The 21,427-nt window shown below is 62.3% G+C and carries 21 protein-coding genes; 7 read left to right on the top strand and 14 right to left on the bottom strand.

Going from position 1 to position 21,427, the window contains the following annotated elements; all coding sequences use genetic code 11:
* Position 1 precedes the first annotated feature (1 nt).
* The 6 genes from FEF26_RS13085 (at position 2) to FEF26_RS13060 (ending at position 5,968) form a co-directional block, all read left to right on the top strand.
* A complete protein-coding gene (locus FEF26_RS13085) occupies positions 2 to 709 on the top strand; it encodes an ABC transporter ATP-binding protein (protein ID WP_138253987.1) in 708 nt (235 codons plus the stop codon).
* A gap of 72 nt (positions 710 to 781) precedes the next feature.
* The gene (locus FEF26_RS13080) at positions 782 to 1,786 is read left to right on the top strand and encodes an NADP-dependent oxidoreductase (RefSeq protein ID WP_138253986.1); all 1,005 of its coding nucleotides are present in this window, start codon (positions 782 to 784) and stop codon (positions 1,784 to 1,786) included.
* An 82-nt stretch (positions 1,787 to 1,868) separates the two neighbouring features.
* Entirely contained in the window at positions 1,869 to 3,071 is a 1,203-nt protein-coding gene (locus FEF26_RS13075; RefSeq protein WP_138253985.1) for an acetyl-CoA C-acyltransferase, read from the top strand.
* Entirely contained in the window at positions 3,068 to 3,892 is an 825-nt protein-coding gene (locus FEF26_RS13070; protein ID WP_138253984.1) for an enoyl-CoA hydratase, read from the top strand. Before FEF26_RS13075 ends, FEF26_RS13070 begins: the two co-directional genes overlap by 4 nt.
* On the top strand, positions 3,889 to 4,674 hold the full coding sequence (locus tag FEF26_RS13065) for an SDR family oxidoreductase (protein ID WP_138253983.1): 786 nt from the start codon (positions 3,889 to 3,891) through the stop codon (positions 4,672 to 4,674). Before FEF26_RS13070 ends, FEF26_RS13065 begins: the two co-directional genes overlap by 4 nt.
* A gap of 61 nt (positions 4,675 to 4,735) precedes the next feature.
* Complete coding sequence (locus FEF26_RS13060) at positions 4,736 to 5,968, top strand: acyl-CoA dehydrogenase family protein (protein WP_138253982.1); 1,233 nt, start codon at positions 4,736 to 4,738, stop codon at positions 5,966 to 5,968.
* Between the two features lie 269 nt (positions 5,969 to 6,237).
* Here FEF26_RS13060 and FEF26_RS13055 read toward each other — a convergent pair whose 3' ends face one another.
* From FEF26_RS13055 to FEF26_RS13030, 6 genes are all read right to left on the bottom strand, one after another.
* Positions 6,238 to 7,740 (bottom strand): HNH endonuclease signature motif containing protein, encoded by a 1,503-nt coding sequence (locus tag FEF26_RS13055; RefSeq protein WP_138253981.1) that lies wholly within the window; start codon positions 7,738 to 7,740, stop codon positions 6,238 to 6,240.
* Positions 7,741 to 8,089: 349 nt separating this feature from the next.
* Positions 8,090 to 8,737, bottom strand: coding sequence for a TetR/AcrR family transcriptional regulator (locus FEF26_RS13050; RefSeq protein WP_138253980.1), 648 nt, complete (start codon positions 8,735 to 8,737; stop codon positions 8,090 to 8,092).
* A gap of 48 nt (positions 8,738 to 8,785) precedes the next feature.
* Positions 8,786 to 9,556: an SDR family oxidoreductase gene (locus FEF26_RS13045; RefSeq protein ID WP_138253979.1), complete on the bottom strand. Its 771-nt coding sequence runs from the start codon at positions 9,554 to 9,556 to the stop codon at positions 8,786 to 8,788.
* Positions 9,557 to 9,615: 59 nt separating this feature from the next.
* Complete coding sequence (locus tag FEF26_RS13040) at positions 9,616 to 10,683, bottom strand: acyl-CoA dehydrogenase family protein (protein WP_138253978.1); 1,068 nt, start codon at positions 10,681 to 10,683, stop codon at positions 9,616 to 9,618.
* A complete protein-coding gene (locus FEF26_RS13035; RefSeq protein ID WP_243730584.1) occupies positions 10,680 to 11,861 on the bottom strand; it encodes an acyl-CoA dehydrogenase family protein in 1,182 nt (393 codons plus the stop codon). The genes FEF26_RS13040 and FEF26_RS13035 overlap by 4 nt, the downstream gene beginning before the upstream one ends.
* Positions 11,854 to 13,449 (bottom strand): class I adenylate-forming enzyme family protein, encoded by a 1,596-nt coding sequence (locus FEF26_RS13030; protein WP_138253977.1) that lies wholly within the window; start codon positions 13,447 to 13,449, stop codon positions 11,854 to 11,856. Before FEF26_RS13030 ends, FEF26_RS13035 begins: the two co-directional genes overlap by 8 nt.
* A gap of 181 nt (positions 13,450 to 13,630) precedes the next feature.
* Here FEF26_RS13030 and FEF26_RS13025 point away from each other — a divergent pair, with 181 nt between their 5' ends.
* A complete protein-coding gene (locus FEF26_RS13025; protein ID WP_138253976.1) occupies positions 13,631 to 14,107 on the top strand; it encodes a MaoC family dehydratase in 477 nt (158 codons plus the stop codon).
* On the opposite strand, the gene FEF26_RS13020 is transcribed toward FEF26_RS13025, so the two are convergent.
* From FEF26_RS13020 to FEF26_RS12985, 8 genes are all read right to left on the bottom strand, one after another.
* Entirely contained in the window at positions 14,085 to 14,717 is a 633-nt protein-coding gene (locus FEF26_RS13020) for an HAD family hydrolase (RefSeq protein WP_138253975.1), read from the bottom strand. The genes FEF26_RS13025 and FEF26_RS13020 overlap by 23 nt on opposite strands.
* Before the next feature lie 18 nt (positions 14,718 to 14,735).
* Entirely contained in the window at positions 14,736 to 15,491 is a 756-nt protein-coding gene (locus FEF26_RS13015; RefSeq protein WP_138253974.1) for an SDR family oxidoreductase, read from the bottom strand.
* 46 nt (positions 15,492 to 15,537) lie between these two features.
* Positions 15,538 to 16,071, bottom strand: a complete 534-nt coding sequence (locus FEF26_RS13010) for a thioesterase family protein (RefSeq protein ID WP_138253973.1) — start codon at positions 16,069 to 16,071, stop codon at positions 15,538 to 15,540.
* Complete coding sequence (locus FEF26_RS13005) at positions 16,068 to 17,021, bottom strand: NADPH:quinone oxidoreductase family protein (protein WP_138253972.1); 954 nt, start codon at positions 17,019 to 17,021, stop codon at positions 16,068 to 16,070. Before FEF26_RS13005 ends, FEF26_RS13010 begins: the two co-directional genes overlap by 4 nt.
* Positions 17,022 to 17,103: 82 nt before the next feature.
* On the bottom strand, positions 17,104 to 18,192 hold the full coding sequence (locus FEF26_RS13000; protein WP_138253971.1) for a phosphotransferase family protein: 1,089 nt from the start codon (positions 18,190 to 18,192) through the stop codon (positions 17,104 to 17,106).
* A gap of 68 nt (positions 18,193 to 18,260) precedes the next feature.
* A complete protein-coding gene (locus FEF26_RS12995) occupies positions 18,261 to 19,238 on the bottom strand; it encodes an NAD(P)H-dependent flavin oxidoreductase (RefSeq protein WP_138253970.1) in 978 nt (325 codons plus the stop codon).
* 33 nt (positions 19,239 to 19,271) lie between these two features.
* Positions 19,272 to 20,792, bottom strand: a complete 1,521-nt coding sequence (locus tag FEF26_RS12990) for an AMP-binding protein (protein ID WP_243730583.1) — start codon at positions 20,790 to 20,792, stop codon at positions 19,272 to 19,274.
* A 136-nt stretch (positions 20,793 to 20,928) separates the two neighbouring features.
* A partial coding sequence (locus tag FEF26_RS12985) for a transposase (protein ID WP_208012926.1) occupies positions 20,929 to 21,427 on the bottom strand: 499 nt, incomplete at its 5' end.

Below are 21,427 nucleotides of genomic sequence, written 5' to 3'. Positions count from 1 at the left end.
CATGCTTGAAGTACGAGACCTCTGCGCCGGTTATGACACTGTCGATGTCCTCCACAATGTGAACATCACCGCCGAGGCCGGACGCCTGACCCTGGTTCTGGGCGCAAATGGTTCGGGGAAGTCCACCCTGTTCCGCACGATCAGCGGCCTGGTCCGCGGCCGAAGCGGCAGCATCACCTTTGAGGACAAGTCGATCAGCAAGCTGTCCTCAAACCGGATTGTTCGCGCGGGAATTGCCCATGCTCCTGAGGGCCGGCATCTGTTCCCTCAGTTGAGCGTGGAGAAGAACCTCACCCTGGGCAACTACGCCAGGCGCAGTTCAAAATCCGAGCTCAAGGAACTGCTGACCCGGGTCTTCGATCTTTTCCCCATATTGCAGGAGAAACGTTCCCAGGCCGCAGGCTCACTCTCGGGTGGGCAGCAGCAGATGGTCGCTATCGGTCGGGCGCTGATGTCCGATCCCAAACTGTTGATCCTCGATGAGCCTTCCATGGGTCTTGCCCCGATGGTCACCGAACAGGTGCTGCAGGCGGTGGCCGAGGTCAATTCTGAGGGCACCGGGGTGCTGCTTGCCGAGCAGAATGCACAGGCCGCACTGGGCTTTGCCCACTACGGATATGTCCTGGCTGAGGGCCGAGTGGTGCTCTCCGGGGCGGCCTCAGACCTTCAGAACGATCCCGAGGTGCAGAAGGCCTATCTAGGGGTCTGACAGAACTTGAACTTGACCTCAAGTTCTAGATAGGCTCTGTGGTACAGATCTCATTCAGAGGGAGACCCAATTATGCCGACCACCACCACGTCTGTTCATCTGGCTCAACGGCCCACCGGTCTGCCGGTGGAGGAGACCTGGGAGATCCGTCGTACCGAGCTGCCCGATGAGCTGGAGGAGGGGCAGTTCCTCGTCGCCGTGGACTACATCTCTCTGGACCCGGCGATGCGCGGCTGGCTCAACGATGTCCGCTCCTATATCCGGCCGGTGCAGGTGGGCGAGCTGATGCGCGCCAACGCCACTGGCACAGTCACCGCCTCCCGCCACCCCGACTTCTCCGAGGGTCAGGCTGTTGCCGGCCCCTTCGGCGTGACCGAACACGCCATCAGCGATGGCACCGGGGTCACCGCCATCGATACCCAGTTGGCTGCTCCGCCCACCTGGCTGGGTGCCCTGGGCATGCCGGGCCATACCGCCTATTTCGGCCTGCAGGATGTCGGCGAGCTGAAATCCGGTGACACGGTGCTGATCTCCGGTGCCGCTGGCGCGGTGGGCAGTGTTGCCGGCCAGCTGGCCAAGGCTCAGGGCTGCACGGTCATCGGTATCGCCGGTGGACCTGAGAAATGCCAATGGCTCAAAGAGATCGGCTTCGACGCCGCAGTGGACTATAAGAACGATAATGTGCTCAAGAAGCTGCGCGAAGTCGCACCCGATGGCATTGATGTGTTCTTTGACAATGTCGGCGGCGAGACACTGGATGCTGGACTGGCTAATCTGCGCCGGGGCGCCAGGGTCGTCATCTGCGGTGCGATCTCCTCCTATAACGAGACCTCCCTGCCGCCGGGCCCCAGTCGTTATCTCTCGCTGCTGGTCTTCCGGGCCAAGATGCAGGGCTTTGTGGTCTTCGACTATGCCGAGCGCTACCCGGAGGCGGTAGAGAAGGTTGGTGAGCATATTTCCAACGGCACCCTGACTGCCCGTGAGACAGTTCTCGAGGGTGGTGTCACCGCCTTCAACGAGGCACTGCAGGGACTTTTCAAAGGGGTCAACACCGGAAAATTGGTCCTGAAGGTCTGAAGCTCCAGCGGCTTGAGACCAGGCCCTGACCCCGCAGCATCACCCACATTCGATTCGTTCTACCCAGGAGAGGAGCCTCACCGTGAGAGAGGCAGTCATCGTATCCACCGCTCGGACCCCCATCGGCAAAGCGTACCGGGGGGCGTTCAACGACACCCAGGCCCAGGAGCTGGCCGGACATGCGATCTCCCATGCAGTCTCCCGCGCCGGGATTGACGGTGCAGAGGTCGACGACGTGGTGCTGGGTGCGGCCCTTCAGCAGGGCTCCACCGGATCGAATATCGCACGTCAGGCAGCACTGCGAGCAGGCCTGCCGGATTCAGTTGCCGGTATGTCGGTGGACCGGCAGTGTGCCTCAGGGCTGATGGCAATTGCGACCGCTGCTAAGCAGATCATCCACGATGGGATGGAGGTCGCCATCGGCGGTGGTGTGGAGTCCATCTCCCTGGTGCAGAACGAGAAGATGAACACTCACCGGCTGAAGGATCCGTGGCTGGTGGAGAACGTGCCGGATCTCTATATGCCCATGCTGCACACCGCCGAGGTGGTGGCCGAGCGCTATGGGGTCAGCCGTGATCAGCAGGATGAGTACGCGCTCTCCTCCCAGCAGCGCACTGCCGAAGCTCAGCAGCAGGGCAAGTTCGACGACGAGATCGTCCCACTGCCCAGCACCAAATTGGTTCTGGACAAGGAGACCGGCAATACCCACCAGGAGGAGATCACCCTCAGCAAGGATGAGGGCAACCGACCCTCCACCACCTTGGAGTCCCTGACCGGGCTCAATCCTGTACTGCCCGATGGTGATGTCACCGCGAAGTCCACCATCACCGCCGGTAATGCCTCCCAGCTCTCCGACGGCGCCTCGGCTTCGGTGCTGATGAGCGCTGAGGCTGCTGCCGAACGTGGTCTGACCCCCTTGGGCACCTACCGCGGTATGGCCGTGGCCGGCTGTAAACCCGATGAGATGGGTATCGGCCCGGTCTTCGCCATCCCGAAGCTGCTCAAACAGCACAATCTCGAGATCGGCGATATCGGCCTCTGGGAGCTCAACGAGGCTTTCGCCTCTCAGGCGGTCTACTGCCGGGACAAGCTCGGTATCGACCCCGAACGCTACAACGTCAACGGCGGCGGCATCTCCGTAGGCCACCCCTATGGCATGACCGGTGCCCGACTGACCGGCCACGCCCTGATCGAAGGTCGCCGCCGGGGTGTGCGCTATGTGGTGGTCACTATGTGCATCGGTGGAGGCATGGGTGCCGCCGCCCTGTTCGAGGTGAACTCATGAGCGACATCCTCACCAGCGTCAGCCAGGGTGTGGGCACTATTACCCTGAACCGCCCGGATCGCCGCAATGCCCTCTCCCCTGCCATGGTCGACGGGCTCAGCCAGGCCCTGACCGATATGGAGGCTGACTCCGCTGTCGGCGCCGTGCTGCTCACTGGGGCCGGCGGGGCCTTCTGCTCCGGCGGGGATGTCCAGGAGTTCGAGGCCCGCGGTGGTGAAGGCGGCAGTGGTGACACTGTGGACAAGGAGACCGAACAGCAGCAGCTTCAGCGGCAGTTGGCCACTGTGGGACGTCTCTACCGCTTCCCCAAACCGGTTGTCGCTGCCCTTCCCGGGGCGGTGGCCGGTGCCGGTATGGGTTTCGCCCTGGCCGCGGATCTGCGGATCGGCAGTCCCCGCACACTGTTCGCCACCGCTTTTGCCGGGGTCGGACTCGGTGGGGACTTCGGGGTGGCCTGGCTTCTTCACCAGTTGGTGGGTCCGGCCAAGGCCCGCGAGCTGATGTTCCTCTCCCCGCGGGTGCGCGGCGAGGAGTGCCTGCAGCTGGGTCTGGTCAACACTCTGGTTGAGGAGGATCAGCTCAACGACCGGGCAGTGGAGATCGCCACCCAGCTGGCCCATGGACCCTCGGCCGCCCTTGCGGCGATGAAGCAGAACCTCCTGCAGGCTCCGCATTCCACATTGGAGGATGCCATGGGCCCGGAGGTCGCCCGCCATAAGGAGACGGGTCTCACCCAGGACCATAAGAACGCGGTCAGCGCCTTTGTCCAGAAACAGACCCCAACCTTCAGCCCAGGGTGGCATGAGGGAGCCTCGTCATGAATTTTGAGGGCGCGGTCGCAGTCGTCACCGGTGCAGCCGGTGGAATCGGTGCAGCATTGGCTAAGGCCCTGCATGCCCGCGGCAGCAGTGTGGTGCTCACGGACCTCACTGAGGAGGCTGTGCAGCAGCGAGCCGAGGAACTCAATGCCATCCGCCCGGACAGCGCTGTGGCCCTGGCTGGGGATGCTGCGGAGTCAGAGCATATCCAGGCCTGTGTGGACCTAGCCGAGCAGCGTTTCGGTCCGGTGGATCTCTATGCCGCCAATGCCGGCATCGGCGGCGGTCTGGGCCTTGAGGCAACCGATCAGCAATGGCAGCAGGCCCTGGATGTGAATGTGTTGGCCCATGTTCGTGCCGCCAAGCTGCTGGTCCCGCAGTGGTTGGAGCGCGGTTCGGGGCATTTCCTCTCCACTGCCTCGGCCGCTGGCCTTCTGACCCAGATCGGCTCGGCCACCTATGCGGTCTCTAAGCATGCGGCGGTGGCGTTCTCCGAGTGGCTTTCGGTCACCTACGGTTCCCGGGGTATTGGGGTCAGCTGCCTGTGTCCCATGGGGGTCAATACGAATATGCTGCGCGGCCCCTCCACTGCTACCCGGGCGGTCACTGACGCCGGGGGGGTTTTGGAGCCCGACGACGTCGCCGCCTCGGCTCTTGAGGCCGTGGCCAAGAATGAGTTCCTGGTCCTACCCCATCGGGAGGTCCATGAGTTCTGGCGGCGTAAGAGCTCCGATTACGAACGCTGGTTGGCCGGTATGCGCCGCTACCAGGACTCATTGGTCTGATCGAAGTCGAGCCAGCCCATGGGATTACGACTTAGGCACCCTCAATCTATAAGGAACCGTCATGGATTTTGAGCTTTCTGATCGCTGCAAGGACTACCAGGAGAAGCTGCTGTCCTTTATGGACGAGCATGTGTATCCGGCTGAGGCGACCTACACCGCCCAGATGGCTGAGGCCGACTCCCCGAATGTGCAGCCGCCGGTTCTGGAGGAGCTGAAGGTCGAGGCCCGCAGCCGGGGCCTGTGGAACCTCTTCCACCCCCATGAGAACGCCGAATGGGGCAGCCCGGGGCTGAGCAATCTGGACTATGCTCCGCTGGCTGAGATTATGGGCCGCAGCCCACATCTGGCCCCGGAGGCCACTAACTGTAATGCCCCGGATACCGGGAATATGGAGGTCCTGGAGCTCTTCGGAACCCAGGAGCATAAGGAGCGCTGGCTCAAGCCTCTCCTGAATGGTGAGATCGCCTCTGCCTTCTGTATGACCGAACCGGCAGTGGCCAGCTCGGATGCCACGAACGTGCAGCTGCAGATGGTCAAAGGCGGCGATGAGTATGTGCTCAACGGTCGCAAATGGTTCGCCTCCAATGCCCTGCACCCCCATGCCAAGGTTCTGATTGTGATGGGCAAGACGGACCCCGAGGCCTCGACGCATCGTCAGCAGTCGATGATGGTGGTTCCGATTGATGCGCCGGGTGTCACGATTGTCCGTGGTCTGCCGGTCTTCGGCTATATGGACCGTGAGGGTCATGCCGACATCATCTTTGAGGATGTCCGGGTTCCCGCCAAGGATCTGCTCGCTGGTGAGGGTGAAGGGTTCATGATCAGCCAGGCTCGTCTGGGCCCTGGTCGGATCCACCACTGCATGCGCTCGATCGGTATGGCGGAGCGTTCTCTGGATCTGATGATTCGCCGGGCCCAGGAACGGGAGACTTTCGGCGCTCCGGTGGCCGACCGGGCTAATATTCAGGACTGGATTGCCGAGGCCCGGATCGAAATCGAGACGACCCGGCTCCTGGTGCTGAAGACTGCCTGGCTGATGGACACTGTCGGCAACCGCGAGGCCCGTACCGAGATCGCGGCCATTAAGGTTGCTGCCCCACAGATGGCACTGAAGATCATCGACCGAGCCATTCAGGTCCATGGTGGCGGCGGCGTCACCGATGACTTCCCGCTGGCCAGTTTCTATGCTCACCAGCGCACTCTGCGCCTGGCTGATGGGCCCGATGAGGTTCATAAGCGCAGTATCGCCAAGATGGAGCTAAAGCGGATGCGCAACCTCGTAGCCGCGGCCTGAAACAACCAACGACGACGAGGGCGGGGCGGTCCATCTCAAGTCGCCTCGCCCTCGAATCACCTTTCACGGGCTTCACAGCGGGGTCACTATTTAATTATCAAGCAACAGTGGCCAGTCCGTGTCCGGGGCCAGGTAGTGGAGTTGTTATGAAGCTCCTGCGGTCCTTGCTGCCGGCAATTCCTCGGCAGCGGTGATGCCGGTTCGGCTCTGAGAACCTTGGGGATGTCGGCCAAGAACCTGGCTCGCCCGAGGAGGTGGGCAGATGGGGATTAGGCAGCATCCTCTACTGCCCAATCCGGTGGTGGGCCTAGCTCCCATTCCGTAGCCACTCCGTCGGGTGGGTGGTGTTTATGGCTTTTGATGTCATGGCAGGCCTTACACAAAGCCTGGAGGTTCTCCCCGGTAGTGGTTCCACCGGTCTCGTATGACTGTTTGTGGTCGATTTCTGCTGACCATCCGGGTTCGGTGCACCCTGCGGTCTGGCACTGCCCATCTCGGATCAGTACCGCGTTGCGCTGATGCGACCGAGCAGTACGGGATTCATAGGTCTTAGTCAGCAGGTTCTGGGCTCCGGGGTCGGTCTTGCTGATCCACTGGTCAATATCCTCAGCGCTGATAGATGCCGGTGCGGTACGGGTCTTGGTGACGGTAAGGACCTCACCGACCCCGGTGGAGGTTTCATCACCAGTGCCAGCGGCGGTGTTGGCATCTTTGGCCACGCCGACGGCGTACCACTCATGCTTCACACTTGCATCAGCGGCGATAGCCCGTGCCTCGCTGGCTGGGAGCATCCAGGTTTGATCCCAGCTAATTGCCGGATCATCAGACTCCCCGGTGAGAGTCTTCACCGGAATAAGAACCCCGATATTGGCCGCACCAACCCCAATGGGTCCAGGGAGGGAGCCAACCGGAGTTTCACCGGTAAAAGTGGTGCTCTCGGTTGCACTGGCGGTCTCGCCCAGGGAGCCAGGTTCGAGCAGGGGTAGCTGAACACCCTCAGATGAGGCGACTTGACCCTGGGAGTCGGTGGCGCCAGTGGATCCACCCTGTAGCCCGTTGGTAAGGGCAGAAGTGAAGATATCGGCCATCCGCTGGGTGTGGGTCCGCTCCTCGGCAGGCTCCCCATCGCCTGTGGTGGCTGCTTTGCCGGGTTTGTTGCGGGCCATTGAGTACAGCATCTGTTCTATCCGCGCAGCTGCCACGGTTGAAATGAGCCCATGGAACTTGGTGGTGCCATCACCTTGGGGTTCGAAGGACACATAGTGCTTATGCTTAGCCCGCTCATAGCGGTCTTCATAAGCCTTAACGTCTAATTCAGGCACGCGCTGGTTCAGCCAGTGACCCAACTCAGCGGAGTTCAACTCACGAGCCTTGGCGCTCAGTTCCCCGTCGAGTTTTTCCATGAGTTCAGGCCGGTGAGAAATCCCCTCAATGGCCCGGTTGATCTTCTGAACCGAGATCAGATCAGCCTCACCCCGCTGATACAGAGCGTAAGTCTCAGGGAGTTTCTCAGACAGGGCTTCCACGGTCTCCATCTGACGCCGCACGTGCTTAACCGGCAGCCCCAATGCCTCAGCGCACTCCTGATAGATCTCCTTGATCAGAGCATTCCGCCGGAAAGCATGACTGCCATCAATCTCTTCAATGCGAAGCTTCTTATACCTCATCAGGTGGCAGAGTGCCTGCGCTTGTTCCTGTAGCCCCCGTGCGTGGTGCTTCTGGGCAGCTTCGAGCACTGAGTGTGCCTCAGCAGTCGATAGTCTCTTACCCATGTTCCAAGTGTAGTAGAACACATATTCGAATACAATAGTTCAGTGAAAAAAACTGCGAAATTTTACTGTCAAGAGATGCCTGAATTGAGCCAGCGGAACGCCTTCCGTGTTGCCACCTAATCTCCCTCTTCAATGTTCCGGCAGAAGAAGTGGACAGACAGATTCGGAATCCCGAATCGCGGTCAATGCATGTCCGTTAACCCCCACCAACCCATGGAAAGGAAGCCCACCGTCGCGAGAATTCAGCAGAATCAGGCGCGAAATCCGGGCCGCAGGCTAGAACCGCCCATACGAAAGAGGAGCCGGCCTATTCCAGGCCAGCCCCTCTTCACATCACAGGCTTTGTGCTTCAGTCCTTGCGGCTGAGCTGGTGGTCGATGCGTAGACCGTTGCACCAGATGCTGGTCAGCGTATAGAGCAGCTCCTCGAAGGAGTACTCCTTCTCATCCCCCAGGGCAAAGGCACCGAAAGCTAGCCGGCTGATCATCCCGGACAGCGCCCGGGAGGCCATCATGGGATCCAGCTCTGGATCGGCCAGGCCTCGCTGCTGTAGGTCGGCAATGCTCTGGGCATTGCGTTCTACGAAAGTACGGGCCCGCTGTTGGCGCAGCACCATGAATTTGGGGTCGATATTGGCGACCTCCTCCATCAGCCGCATGAGCTTCGCGTTGCGACGGTAGGCCTCCAGATAGGCCCGATTGCTAGCCTCGATGACCGCAGCGGGGTCATCGCCTTCGACGTGATCAAGTCCCGGATGGAGCATCTCATTCTTCGTTGCTTCCATCAGGGCAGCAAAGATCTCTTCCTTGCTGGTGAAATAGGTGTAGAAGGTCCCAGTGGAGCAGCCGGCCTCGGCGGTGATATCGGTCAGCCGGGCATCCAAATAGCCATCGCGTTCAAAGACCACGCGTGCGGCAGCGACCAGTGATCCCCGGGTGCGCTCACCGCGCGGGGTCAGCGGTTTCCGGGGCCCCTCCTCGACGGTTTTCTCGTTCATTCCAGTCACGGTAGCAAATGTCACATTATCCGCAGAGCCACTTGAGGCTCAGCGGGCATATGCCACTCCCCCGTCGACGATCAGCGTTGACCCCAGCACGTAGTCCCCAGCGGCCGAAGCGAGGTAGATCGCCGCGCCCGCCATATCCTCGTCCCGACCGATGCGACCCGCCGGAATGTTGTCTTTGATCTCATCTGCGTGGTCCCGGGCCTCGAAGTTCATCTCACTGGCAAAGGCTCCGGGAGCGATGGCGCTCATCACGATGCCGTCCTGGGCCAAGCGCACCGCCAGTTTCTTGGTCAGGTGGATCAGTCCGGCCTTAGAGGCGTGGTACGAGTAGGTCTCCAGGGGATTCAGGGAGATGCCGTCGATGGAGGCGATGTTGATGACCTTCGCCGGGTGTTCCCCACTTGCCGCAGTGAGGTCCTTATGCAGCGCCTGGGTGAGGAAGAAGGGGGATTTCAGGTTGATGTTCATGACCTTGTCCCAACCTCCCTCGGGGAACTCCTCGAAGGGTGCTCCCCAGGCGGCACCTGCGTTGTTCACCAGGATGTCGAGTTTCTCCTCACGCTCCCGGAATGCGCCGACCAGGCTGGTCACACCCTCCGCAGTGGAGAGATCCGCGGGCAGGGAGATACATTCACCCCACTGAGACAGCTCCTCGGCAGTCTGATCGCAGACCTCAGCCTTCCGAGAGCTGATGTAGGTGCGCACGCCGCTGCGGACATACCCCTCAGCGATCATTCGCCCGATTCCCCGGGACCCGCCGGTGACCAGTGCTGTCCGGCCTTCCAAAGAAAAGAGTGCCTTGATATCCATCGTTGTCTCCTTGATCGTCATCCTTCAGCTGCGACAGGGGCCGAGCCCCGCGGGGCGGCTCAGGTGGTGATGTTCACCAGCGGGCCGAGGTCCTGCCGGTGTTTCTCGGGGGTGCCCAGGGCCAGCTGACTGGATTTGGCGCGTTTGAGGTAGAGGTGGACGGGGTACTCCCAGGTCATACCATTACCGCCGTGAAGCTGCACGGCCTCCTCAGCGGCGTGGACGGCGACGTCGGAGCAGTAGGCCTGTGCCACGGAGATGGCCACGGCCTTATCGGGGTCGTCATCGGCCAGGGCCGCTGCAGCGTATCGCGCAGCCGCGCCAGCCTGGGTGACTTCGAGGTAAAGATCGGCCAGGCGGTGTTTGATGGCCTGGAAGGAGCCGATCGGCCGAGCGAACTGGATCCGGTTCTTCACGTAGTCCACTGTGGTCTCCAGGCAGGAGCGGGCCAGGCCGTACTGTTCGGAGGCCAGCAGTGCCGCCCCGGCCTGCAGTCCGGCCTCAACTGCCCGCTGGGCCTCCTCACCAGTTGCCAGCACCTCCCCGCTCGCCAGGGTCACTGCGGCCAGGGGCCGGGTCATATCAAAGGAGACCAGGGGGTCCACGGTGGTATCGGCTGCCTTGACCAGCTGCAGCTGGAATCCACCGGCATCTGCCACCGGGATCAGCAGGAGGTCAGCACCCACTGCGCCGGCCACCGGTTTGACGGGGTCAGTTCCCTGAGCCGGGGACCAGTGCCCGGGCCGGGCTGCCCAGGGCAGCACCAGGGCGGCGGTGGTCTCACCGGCGGCCAGTGAAGCAATATGTTCACTCTCACCAAGCTGGAGCAATACCTGAGTCGCGATGACCGAACTGGTCAGATACGGCACAGGTGCCACCGCGCGGCCGATCTCCTCGAGTACGACGGCGGCTTCCCGGGGTCCTGCCCCAACTCCCCCACTGTCTTCGGGAACCAGAAGCCCGGCAACGCCGAGTTCCTCGGTCAGCGACTGCCAGGCCTTGGACTCCCAGGGTTTGGGCTCATCGTAGATACCGGTGGTGGAGTGCGGATCGAGATGGCGCTCCATAGCCCCCCGGACGCTTTCACGCAGGGCGTCTTCGATATCGGTGTAGAGAAGATTGGTCATCGCGGCACATCCTTGAAGGGAATTCCCTTATCGAGTCGTTGTTCGGCCGGCAGCCCGAGCACACGTTCGGCCACCACATTGCGCAGGATCTCGCTGGATCCGCCCTCCAGGGAGTTACCTTTGGCCCGCAGGTATCGGAAGCCGACGTCGCGGCCCAGGAAGTCGGTGGAGTCCGGGCGGTGCATGGTCCAGTCGTCGTAGAGCAGGCCGTGGTCGGGATCGAGTTCGATGGCCAGTCCGGTGATGGCTTGGGCCTGGGTGGCGAAGGCCAGTTTCATCGCTGATCCTTCGGGGCCGGGCTGGCCGACCTCCAGCTGTTGGCGCAGCCGTTCACCTGTCAATCGGGTGACCTCGGCTTCGATCCACCAGTGCATCAGCTCGTGGTAGGCAGCCTCACTGCGGATCGCGGGGTTCTTCCGCCATTTCTCGGCGAGGACTCCGATGTGTCCGGCCTCCCGGTCGGCACCGGAGCCGATGGCCACGCGCTCATTGTTCAGGGTGGTGGTGGCTACCCGCCAGCCCTCGCCGGTCTCACCGACCCGGTCGGCGTCGGGGATTGTGACCCCGTTGAGGAAGACCTCGTTGAACTCGGCCTCACCGGTGATCTGGCGCAGTGGCCTGACCTCGATGCCGGGGTCCTCCATATCGACCAGGAAGTAGGTAAGCCCTGCGTGTTTGGGGACTTCGATATCGGTACGGGCCACCAGGATCGCTCGCTTTGCGTGGTGGGCCCCGGAGGTCCATACCTTCTGGCCATCCACCGTCCAGGTATCGCCGGAGAGCACAGCTTTGGTGGCCACCGCAGCGAGGTCGGAGCCGGCTCCGGGCTCGCTGAAGAGCTGGCACCAGATCTCCTCGCAGGTATACAGGGGACGGAGGTATTTCTCTTGTTGCTCTTTGGTGCCGATGGCCATGATGGTCGGTGCGACCATGCCGAGGCCGATACCGTTTCGGCTGCGTTCGGGCCCTGGCGCCCCGGCTTCATCCATCCAGGTCTCCACGAGATCGTTGTACTCCTGGGGCAGCCCGAGTCCGCCGTGGCCTTCGGGGAAGTGCACCCAGGCCAGGCCGGCGTCGAAGCGGGCGCCGAGGAACTCGGTGGTGGAGACGGTGGCTGGGTCATGGGTGGCGAGCAGCTCGTCCACCCGTTGTCTCAACATGGTCTTGGGATCAGACACTGGCGTTATCCCCTTTTTCCTGGTGTCGGTTCTCGGTAGCTGTTGCTTCGGTCTCGCGGCTGGGCCGGATGCCGTGGGAGGCCAGATCGTCACGGTTGATGGCGCGTTTGAGGATCTTGCCGGTGGCTCCCTTGGGCAGTGCTTCGACGAAGCGGTAGATCCTGGGGACCTTATAGGCGGAGAGTTCCTTGCCCAGCCAGCTCTTCAGGGCTGCGGCGTCCTCTTCGGCTCCGGGGCGAAGGGCGACGACGGCGGCCACCTCCTCGCCGAGCCGTTCGTCGGGGACTCCGGCCACCGCGGCCTCCTGTACATCGGGGTGGGTGTAGAGGACCTCTTCAACTTCTCGCGGATAGACGTTGTAGCCGCCGCGGATGATGAGGTCCTTCTTCCGGTCGACGATGAAGACGAAGCCGTCCTCGTCGATCCTTCCGAGGTCTCCGGTGAGGAACCAGCGGCCGTGCCGGGAGCCTGCGGTGGCCTCGGGACGGTTCCAGTACTCCTTCATCACCACGGGACCGTCGATGACGATCTCACCGACCTCCCCGGTGGGCAGTTCGGTGCCATCAGGCCCGATGACGGCGATATCCACCTCGGGCAGGGCTCGGCCGACGCTGCCTTCTCTGCGCTCGCCGCCGGGGACGTTGAAGGTGGCCGCACCGGTGGTCTCAGTCAGCCCGTAGCCTTCGAGGACTTCACCGCCGAAGCGCTGCTGGAAGGCGCGGGCGACCTCCAGTGGCAGGGCGGCACCGCCGGAGGAGGCCAGTCGCATATGCGTGAAATCCTCCGGAGTGTAGGGGGATTCTGTGTAGAGCATGGCGTTCCACATGGTCGGGACTCCTGCCAGACCGGTGAGTTTGTGCTCGACGGCGACTTTGAGCGTCAGCTGGGGGTCGAAGGGCCGGATGACGCTGAAGGATGAACCGGCCGTGTAGACCGAGGACATCACTGAGGCCTGGCCGAAGACGTGGAAGAGCGGCAGGGGTGTGCCCATATGCTCTTCGTCCAGGAGGTCCATAGTGCTGGAGAGGAGCCGGCCGGTGGCCCGGAAGTTCTCGTGGGTCAGCACCGCGCCCTTGGGTTTGCCTGTAGTCCCGGAGGTGTAGAGCAGTGCCGCGGCGTCGTCGGGCTGAACTTCTGCCAGGGTGGCGGGGGCTTCGGCGGTGATCTCATCGAGATCTCCGGGTTGGAGGTTCCACCCCGGGGTGGAGGTTTTGGCTGCTGCCTCATCTAGGGCTTCGGTGGCGAAGGGACCTTCTCGCCAGCCCAGGGCGAGGCTGCAGCCTGCATCCTCGATGAAGTACTCCAGCTCGCGCGGCGCGCAGAGAGGGTTGGCGGTGACCACGGTTGCGCCAAGACCGAGGATGGCGTGATAGGTCAGGACGAATTCTGCGCTGGTCGGCAGCACCAGCAGGACCCGGTCTCCGCGGCTGATGCCACGTTCGGTGAATTTATCCATGACCGAGCTGATACTCAGACGCAGCTGGTCATAGTTCCAGGAGCGCTCCTGGTCTCCGGTGCCCTCACGGAGGGCGGATTTTTCAGGTGTCTGGTCTGCGTGACGCCAAATATTCTCAACGAGGTTAGTCATCTGCTCTCCCCTGGGCTGAAAGTTGTGGGGCTCGATGTGGACTGTTGGTGACATTCAATAGATGTGACGTGGATCTCACCTTATACCTAACTTGACGTCAGTTTCAACTGATTTTGTTATTGAACTTGACGTCAGGTTCTCTTACGATGTGTGAGACATATCACCCATCAAGGAGGCCCCCGTGAGCCAGAAGCCCCGTCCCACATCCATTCAGGAACTCAAAGAGCTGCAGGGCGTGGAGCTAGGCCCCACCGCCTGGCACACCCTGACCCAGGAGGACATCAACACTTTCGCCGATGTCACCCATGATCATCAGTGGATCCATGTGGATCCGAAGCGGGCTGCCGAGGGTCCCTTCGGCGGCACTATCGGCCACGGACTGTTCATCCTGTCCCTGGGGCCAGCCTTCACCGAGGAACTGATGGCCTTCGACGGCTTCATGCACAGTCTGAACTACGGCTATAACAAGGTGCGCTTTCCCCATCCGAGCCCCGTGGGCGCCCGGGTGCGGATGCGTTCGACACTCTCCTCAGTGGAGGAGGTCGGCGAAGGGGCCGCCCAGGTGGTCTCGACTCAGGTCTTCGAGGCCGAGGGGATTGAGAAGCCGCTGTGCGTGGCCGAATCCCTGGGCCGGTTCACCGAGCACCCGGCTGGCTGAGCAGACCCTCCAATTCGGTGCGGGTGGCTGCTGCTTGGGTATGCAGCACCCCGGCCATGCCCAGGCGAGCTGCGGAGTCGAGATTATGCTGCAGGTCGTCGACCATCACGGTGTGGCCGGGGTCGGCGCCGAGTTTCTCGCAGGCCAGCTGGTAGGCCTTACGGGATGGTTTGCGGACTCCGATATCGGCGGAGATGGTCACCGCAGCAAACATGGAGTCCAGATCGTAGCCGGCGTAGCAGTTGTCCCCGAAGGAGTTCGAGAGCAGCCCGACCGGATAGCCCTGTTCGCGGAGGTCAGCGACCAGCTGCACTGATTCGGGGTCGGTATCCAGTCCGGCCTGGATACGGGTGATTAAACCCTCCGGTTCGACGACGACGCCGTATTCGGCCAGTTCGCGGGCATAGCCTGCTTCGAATTCTGCTGCGCTGATCCGGCCTTCCTCATGGGCGGCCAGCAGCTGGGCGGATTGGGACTGTTTATTGCCCAACAGCTTCAGCGGGAGCTTCTCGTCCCCGAGACCGGCGCCGAATGCCCGGAATGCTTTGAGCAGGCTGGTGGTGATGACCCCGCCGAAGTCGAACAGGACTGCCTGGTATGTCTTCTTCATGGGTTTCCGTTCTCCAGCTCAGTCCCTGGGGCCGCCGGCTGCGTAGATGACCTGTCCGGAGACGAAGCCTGCGCCCTCACTGACCAGGAAGGAGGCCAGGTGGGCGATATCTTCGGGTTTGCCGGAGCGGCCGACCGGAATCTGCGCGGTGGCCGCCTTTTTGAAGTCCTCGAAGTCCATCCCGACCCGGGCCGCAGTCTCTGCAGTCATCTCGGTTTCGATGAAGCCGGGTGCGATGGCATTGGCTGTGACTCCGAATTTGCCCAGTTCCAGGGCCAGAGTCTTGGTGAAGCCCTGCAGGCCGGCCTTGGCGGCGGAATAGTTGACCTGGCCCCGGTTGCCCAGTGCCGAGGTGCTGGAGAGATTGACGATGCGCCCGAAGCCTGCCTGGGTCATATAGGCCTGGCAGGCTCGGCTGACCAGGAAGGATCCGCGCAGGTGGACGTTCACCACCTGGTCCCAATCGGATGCCGACATCTTGAACAGCAGGTTGTCGCGGATGATCCCGGCGTTGTTGACCAGCACGGTGGGTTCGCCGAGCTTTTCGGCCACCTCACCGACAGCTTTGGCCACCGATTCCTCATCGGTGACATCGCAGCTGAATCCGAGGGCTTTACCGCCTGCCTCGGTGATCTGATCGGCGACTTTGCGGCATGCCTCTTCCTCCAAGTCCAGAATGGCAAGCTGGAGCCCGTCCTGGGCGAAACGACGGGCGACGGCGGCGCCGATGCCGCGCGCGGCTCCAGTCACGACTGCTGTTCGCGGGGTACTCATCTGTGGTTCTCCTTATACGTGGATGCGGTTCAAGCGCAGTATGGGTTCAGCGCAGACCCATGGAGCCGGAGACCGGAGCCTCCCAGCTCAGCTGCCGGTGTTTGACCATCCCGTCAACGATCTCGGCGAGATCCGGATGCCAAACGGCGGTGCGCCGGGTTTTGAGGTCGACATGGGCTTCGATGAATTCGATGACGCTGGCAACCTGGCCGGTCTCCCGGTTGGCCATAAAGCAGATCCCATGCAGCAGTTTGGAATTGCGGTCCAACAGGCGGAAGTGGCCGCTGACCTCCTGTCCGATGAGCACTTCGCTGTAAAAACTCAGATGCTGCTCCACAGTGAAGGTGCTCAACCCGTGTTGGGAGATGTAGTCGCCGTCGATCCCTAGATTCTGAAAGCTCTTGTGCAGGATCTTGAAGTGGAAGCCGTAGTGGTGGGTGACGTTGACATGGCCATTGAGGTCTTCCCATTCCGGTGGTGCGGCCATGGTGACCACAGCGCCGAGTTCATCGAGCTGCGCCAGGGTCGGCAGGCTGGGCCGCTGCCTGCGGGCCGGTTTGACCTGGGTGGATTCGCTCATACCGTCAGCAGCACCTTTCCGGTTGCTGAGCGCTGCTCGAGGACCTGGATGGCCTCACTCGCCTTTTCCAGCGGGTATTGGGGGCCCAGCGGTGGGGCTAATGCGCCGGAGGCCAGATGTGGTTGGAGCTGCTCCCACTGGCCGGGGATGTACTGGGGCCGGGTGCGGGCATAGGCACCCCAGCCGACGCCGACGACGGAGATATTGTTCAGCAGCAGCCGGTTGACCTTGACCTCGGGGATCTCACCGGCAGTGAATCCAATAACCAGCAGCCGGCCCTGGGCGTCCAGGGCGCGCAGGGAGTCGGTGAACCGGTCGCCGCCGACGGGGTCCAGCACGATATCCACGGAACCGCGTCCGATGGTCTCGAGAAATCCCTCCGGGGAGATGACGCGGTCGGCTCCGGCATCGGTGGCGACTTTGGCCTTCTCCTCCGTGGAGGCCACACCGATGACCTCGCCGGCGCCGAAGGCTTTGGCCACCTGGATGGCTGCGGTGCCGATGCCGCCGGCTGCTCCGTGGACTAGGACCCTTTCGCCTTCGCGGAGGTTACCGCGGTCCAGGAGGGCGAAGTGGACGGTGCAGTAGTTGAACAGGAAGGCGGCACCCTGTTCGAAGCTGACGTTATCGGGCAGTTTGAAGGTCAGGTTGGGGTCAGCGGCGACCTCTTCGGCGAAGCCGCCGAGCAGGCAGAGGGCTGCCACCCGGTCTCCGGGGTTCAGATCAGAGCCTTGCGGGGCGTATTTGACCACTCCGGCGACCTCGGCTCCAGGGGTGAAGGGCAGCTCGGGTTTGACCTGGTAGAGCCCGCGGGTCTGCAGCAGTTCGGGGAAGGCCACGCCGGCGGCTTTGGTCTCGATGATGACCTGTTTGCCTTCTGGGAGGCCGGGGATATCGTTGAGCTCGACGGCTTCAGGACCATTGAGACTTGTGATCTGGATCGCACGCATAGCGTCAGATTATGTGAACTTGACGCCAGATTCAACCCTTGTTCAATTCTTGTCCCGGCCACAGCCCGGCAGCCCCTATCCGCTAGGCACCGGGGATCTTGCGGGCATAGCCCAGCGCACCTTCAAGCAGCCGGGGCACGCCCTGCTCCAGGGATTCGGCGAAGCTGTCACCGGGGCGCTCTCCGCGCAGCCAACGGGTGTACATCGCCTCGCAGAAGATGGCTGATTTCCACAGTGCCAGGGTTTGGTACCAGGGCAGCATGTTCAGATCCAGGGAGGAGTCCGCGGCGTATTCCTCCACGAGCTCGTCCCGGGTATGGAATCCGGGTTCGGCGGTGATGGGACTGGCTGCCAGCACATTTCCTTCACCGACCTGGGAGTAGGTGGCGGTGAGGTAGCCGAGGTCGGAGAGGGGGTCACCGAGGGTGGCCATCTCCCAGTCCAGCACCGCGGCGATGCGGGGCTGACCACCGGCAGGCACGGCGCCCTCGTACATCACATTGCCCAATCGGTAGTCACCGTGGATGACAGCGTGCTGCTGAGTGGCCGGGAGATTCTTATGCAAGGTCTCGGCGAGCTCCGCCACCAGCGGGATCTCGCGCTGGGTATTGATCGGCCAGAGTTTCGCGAAGCGTTCGACCTGCCGCTTCAGGTAACCCTCGGGTTTACCCAGGGCACCGATTTCTGGCTGGCTGACATCCACGGTGTGCAGTTTCTGCAGGACCTGGACCAGTTCTGCAGTGAGTCCGCGGCGGGTTTCGGCGTCGTCGAACTGGCTGGGCACGGAGTCGGTGATGACCTCTCCGCCGATGTAGTCCATCAGGTAGAAGGGGACACCGAGGAGGCCTTCCTCCGCGCAGACCGCCCGGATCTCCGGGACGGGGAAGCCCTGGCCGCGCAGGGCCTGTTGGACCCTGGCTTCGCGGACCATGTCATGGGTGGATTTCGGCAGCGGGGGCCGCGGGCCGCGGCGCAGCACGAGGTCCACCCCGCTGCGGCGGATGCGATAGGTGATATTGGATCGACCATCCCCGATGCGGTCCACGGTCAGCTCACCGCTGCCGAGTCCCTGCTGGTCGAGGTATTTCTCCACCTCGTCGAGGATCAGCAGCGGGGGCATGCTGAGGCTGCGGGCCTCTTCGGCAGTCTGGACGATTTCAGCGCTTGTCATAGTGCCTTGCCTTTCCGTCGGCTGACCGGAATCACCTTTAACTTGAATCTAGTTTCAGGTAATTCATATCACACAGGCAGCGATGCCAGCGCCTCCCCGGTCCACACCGGAACCTGCCGGGCAGCACGGTATTCGGCCACCAACCGCTCGACGACGGCGCTGACCGTGGTGACCTCCTTGATGGAACCGATACCCTGACCGGCGCCCCAGATGTCCTTCCATGCTTTGGTCCCGCCGCTGCCGAAGTTCATACTGCTGGGATCGGAGCCCTCAAGACTGTCGGGATCCAGGCCGGCGGCTTCGATGCTGGCCCGCAGATAGTTGCCGGGGACTCCGGTAAAGTGGCTGGAGTAGACGATATCGGCGGAGCTTCCCTCTACCAGCATCTGCTTATAGGCGGGTACGGCATTGGCCTCCTCGGTGGCTATGAAGGCTGAACCGACATAGGCCATATCTGCTCCGGCAATCTGGGCGGCCAGGATGGAGCGGCCGTCTGCGATGGCCCCGGAGAGCAGCAGCGGCCCGGTGAACCATTCGCGGATCTCGCGCAGCAGGGCGAAGGGTGAGGTGGTTCCGGCATGCCCACCCGCCCCAGCGGCTACGGCGATGAGCCCATCGGCGCCCTTTTCGATGGCCTTATGGGCGAAGCGGTTATTGATCACATCGTGGAGGACGATGCCCCCATAGGAGTGAACGGCCTCATTGACCTCCTCGCGGGCACCCAGGGAGGTGATGACGATGGGCACCTCATAGTCCACACAGGCCTGGAGGTCTTCTTCGAGCCGGTCATTGGAGCGGTGGACGATCTGGTTGACCGCAAAGGGCGCGGGGGTGTTTCCCTGTGCCCGGGATGCCTCCAGGCCCTCAGTGAGCTCAGCCAGCCACTCCCGCAGCAGGGAGGCTGGCCTGGCATTCAGGGCGGGGAATGACCCGATGACGCCGGCGGCACACTGGGCAGCGACAAGCTGGGGTCCGGAGACGATGAAAAGCGGCGAAGCCACCACGGGCAGGGCCAGCGGCCCGGAAAGCGCGGGGGGCAGTGACATTGTGATACTCCTCTTGAAGCCGAATCCGCGAACTCATCGAGAGACCATCTCGAGGAGCTCACCTTTCCGCACTTTTCCGGTCGCGGTCATTGGCAGTGACTCCACTACGTGCACTATTGGCACCTTATAGGTAGCCATGTTCTCCTTCGCCCATTGTTCAAGCTCGGTGGCAGTCACGGTGCCAGAACTGCGGAGTTGGACGAAGGCCACCGGCCTCTGTCCAGTCTCCAGGTCTTCAGCAGGAACCACTGCTACAGACTCCACCTCGGAGTGCTGGGCTAGGAGCATTTCGATCTCGGCAGGGAAAACACTCATTCCCTTTACCTTGATCATCTCTTTGCGGCGCCCCAGATAGTGCAGGAATCCCTCAGAGTCGATACGTCCGTTGTCACCGGTATGGACCCAGCCATCAACAAGTTGTTCCTTGGTTGCCTCTGGATTACGCCAATAACCGTCTGTGACAGAGGGGCTCCGAACGATGATCTCTCCCACCTCGTCTAAAGGGAGCGGCTTTTGAGTTCCGAACTCCACAACAGCAATATCCGTTCCTGGTACCGGAAGGCCACAGAAAACTGGTTCCGCACGCAGGTCTTTGTCATCCGTGGCGAATCCGTAGGGAACGCTGTCGATGGTGTGTGTTTCTGCCATCCCGTAAGCGGCCTCCCGCAAGGTGCCACTCGAAGGAGCTGCCGCGGCCCAGTCTGCCCGGACCTCCGGCGTCATCTTTCTCACGAAGGACACGGCTTGGGGATCGACCAGCGAAGCAAGGTCACGGTCACCAATGTCGGGACGTTCCATCAACTCAAGGTAGTTCTCCACTGTCCCAATCATGATTCGGACACCGTATGTCTCGATCGAATCAAGCACAGCCCCTGCATCCCATCTTCTAAGCAAGACGCTGGTGCCACCAAGCACTATGGGGAAGAGAATCCCCAGGTCTTCGCCAGCAATCCAGAAGATGGGGAGGTAACACAGGCTGGTGAAACCGGGAGTGGAATCCAATCCGGAAGCTGCGGCACCGCTGACTGCGGTGTAAAGCATATGACGCTGCGAATGCTGGCACCCTTTGGGCAGGCCCGTGGTGCCTCCGGTGTAGTTCAGGGCGGCCAGGCTCTCGAGGTCCCCGTCATCGGATGTGTACGGCTCGTGGCGGAGGGCTTTTTGCCACGCATCTGCCTCGGCGAGTACCGGAATCGGACTGTTCAGTTCGGGTTGAACCTGCTCTACAGCCGGGGCCAGGGCCTCCTGGGTGAGCACTAGTTTCGGGTCACTGTCCCGCAGTTCATGGGTGAGCTCTGCGGAGGCGAACATCGGATTCACTGGAACATGTACAGCTCCCAAGCGGAGGATCGCAAGGAAGGCAATGATGAACTCCGGACAGTTGCCCAGAAAGGCTGCTACCCGGTCCCCAGGAGATACGCCCTGATCGGATAGCCAACCGGCGAACCGACGGTGCAGCGAATCCAGTTCGGCGTAGGTGTAGTTTCGCCCCTCAAATGCGATGGCAATCTCATCTGGTCGCTCTAGCCTCCTTCTTTCATGGGGCAGCGGCAAGTGGGCCTGAGGGTGCGCAGGTGAGCTGATTCCGCTGAGGAAGGGTAAGAGGGCGCGGTTGTGGCCCGAGGGTTGCCGTCTCGGGTGGCCGGGTCTCCGAATTTTCCGCAAGTCGTTGGGTCAGGTGGACGGATCGTCATGTGAAGGCGTCGCGGATGGCGGTGTAGCCGTGGGCGACCTCGGTGGCCCATCTCCAGCCGGCATCAACCCGGAGCCTGAGTTGTCGTGCTCCGCGGGTGATCCTGGCGGCGGTGTGCAGGATCATGTACCGGAACGCAGCAACCTCAGCCCGGCCGATGCTGGGGTGGTGTTGGTAGGCGATGAGCTTGGTCCAGGTGATCAGGTCGTTGGCGATCATCACCACCTGCAGCCACGCTTGGTTCTCTGCGAACCCGGCGGCAGGGAACCTGGCGAGGCCGGCGGCTTTGGCCTGCCGGATCCGGTCCTCGACCCTCGCGTGCTGACGGTGGCGCAGCTCCAGGCCCTGGATTTTGTGGTCCACAGTCTCAGGGGCAGTGTCGGTGATAAACGCGGTGACTCGGTGGCCGTCGGCATCAGTGAAGGACAGCTGCGCACCAGGATGCGGGCGCTCCTTTCTGAGGATCAGCCGGGTCCCGGTTGGCCAGCTGCTGATG

This window comes from Nesterenkonia salmonea (assembly GCF_005771525.1).
Lineage (GTDB): Bacteria > Actinomycetota > Actinomycetes > Actinomycetales > Micrococcaceae > Nesterenkonia > Nesterenkonia salmonea.
This window is presented reverse-complemented; position numbering and strand designations above follow the sequence as displayed.

Bases quoted from the DNA above. Each gene is read 5' to 3' on its own strand.
- FEF26_RS13005 (WP_138253972.1), bottom strand. From the start codon at position 17,021: ATGCGTGCGATCCAGATCACAAGTCTCAATGGTCCTGAAGCCGTCGAG.
- FEF26_RS12995 (WP_138253970.1), bottom strand. From the start codon at position 19,238: ATGTCACTGCCCCCCGCGCTTTCCGGGCCGCTGGCCCTGCCCGTGGTG.
- FEF26_RS13000 (WP_138253971.1), bottom strand. From the start codon at position 18,192: ATGACAAGCGCTGAAATCGTCCAGACTGCCGAAGAGGCCCGCAGCCTC.
- FEF26_RS13015 (WP_138253974.1), bottom strand. From the start codon at position 15,491: ATGAGTACCCCGCGAACAGCAGTCGTGACTGGAGCCGCGCGCGGCATC.
- FEF26_RS13030 (WP_138253977.1), bottom strand. From the start codon at position 13,449: ATGACTAACCTCGTTGAGAATATTTGGCGTCACGCAGACCAGACACCT.
- FEF26_RS13060 (WP_138253982.1), top strand. From the start codon at position 4,736: ATGGATTTTGAGCTTTCTGATCGCTGCAAGGACTACCAGGAGAAGCTG.
- FEF26_RS13010 (WP_138253973.1), bottom strand. From the start codon at position 16,071: ATGAGCGAATCCACCCAGGTCAAACCGGCCCGCAGGCAGCGGCCCAGC.
- FEF26_RS13055 (WP_138253981.1), bottom strand. From the start codon at position 7,740: ATGGGTAAGAGACTATCGACTGCTGAGGCACACTCAGTGCTCGAAGCT.
- FEF26_RS13065 (WP_138253983.1), top strand. From the start codon at position 3,889: ATGAATTTTGAGGGCGCGGTCGCAGTCGTCACCGGTGCAGCCGGTGGA.
- FEF26_RS13040 (WP_138253978.1), bottom strand. From the start codon at position 10,683: ATGACCAATCTTCTCTACACCGATATCGAAGACGCCCTGCGTGAAAGC.
- FEF26_RS13050 (WP_138253980.1), bottom strand. From the start codon at position 8,737: ATGAACGAGAAAACCGTCGAGGAGGGGCCCCGGAAACCGCTGACCCCG.
- FEF26_RS13045 (WP_138253979.1), bottom strand. From the start codon at position 9,556: ATGGATATCAAGGCACTCTTTTCTTTGGAAGGCCGGACAGCACTGGTC.
- FEF26_RS13085 (WP_138253987.1), top strand. From the start codon at position 2: ATGCTTGAAGTACGAGACCTCTGCGCCGGTTATGACACTGTCGATGTC.
- FEF26_RS13020 (WP_138253975.1), bottom strand. From the start codon at position 14,717: ATGAAGAAGACATACCAGGCAGTCCTGTTCGACTTCGGCGGGGTCATC.
- FEF26_RS13080 (WP_138253986.1), top strand. From the start codon at position 782: ATGCCGACCACCACCACGTCTGTTCATCTGGCTCAACGGCCCACCGGT.
- FEF26_RS13070 (WP_138253984.1), top strand. From the start codon at position 3,068: ATGAGCGACATCCTCACCAGCGTCAGCCAGGGTGTGGGCACTATTACC.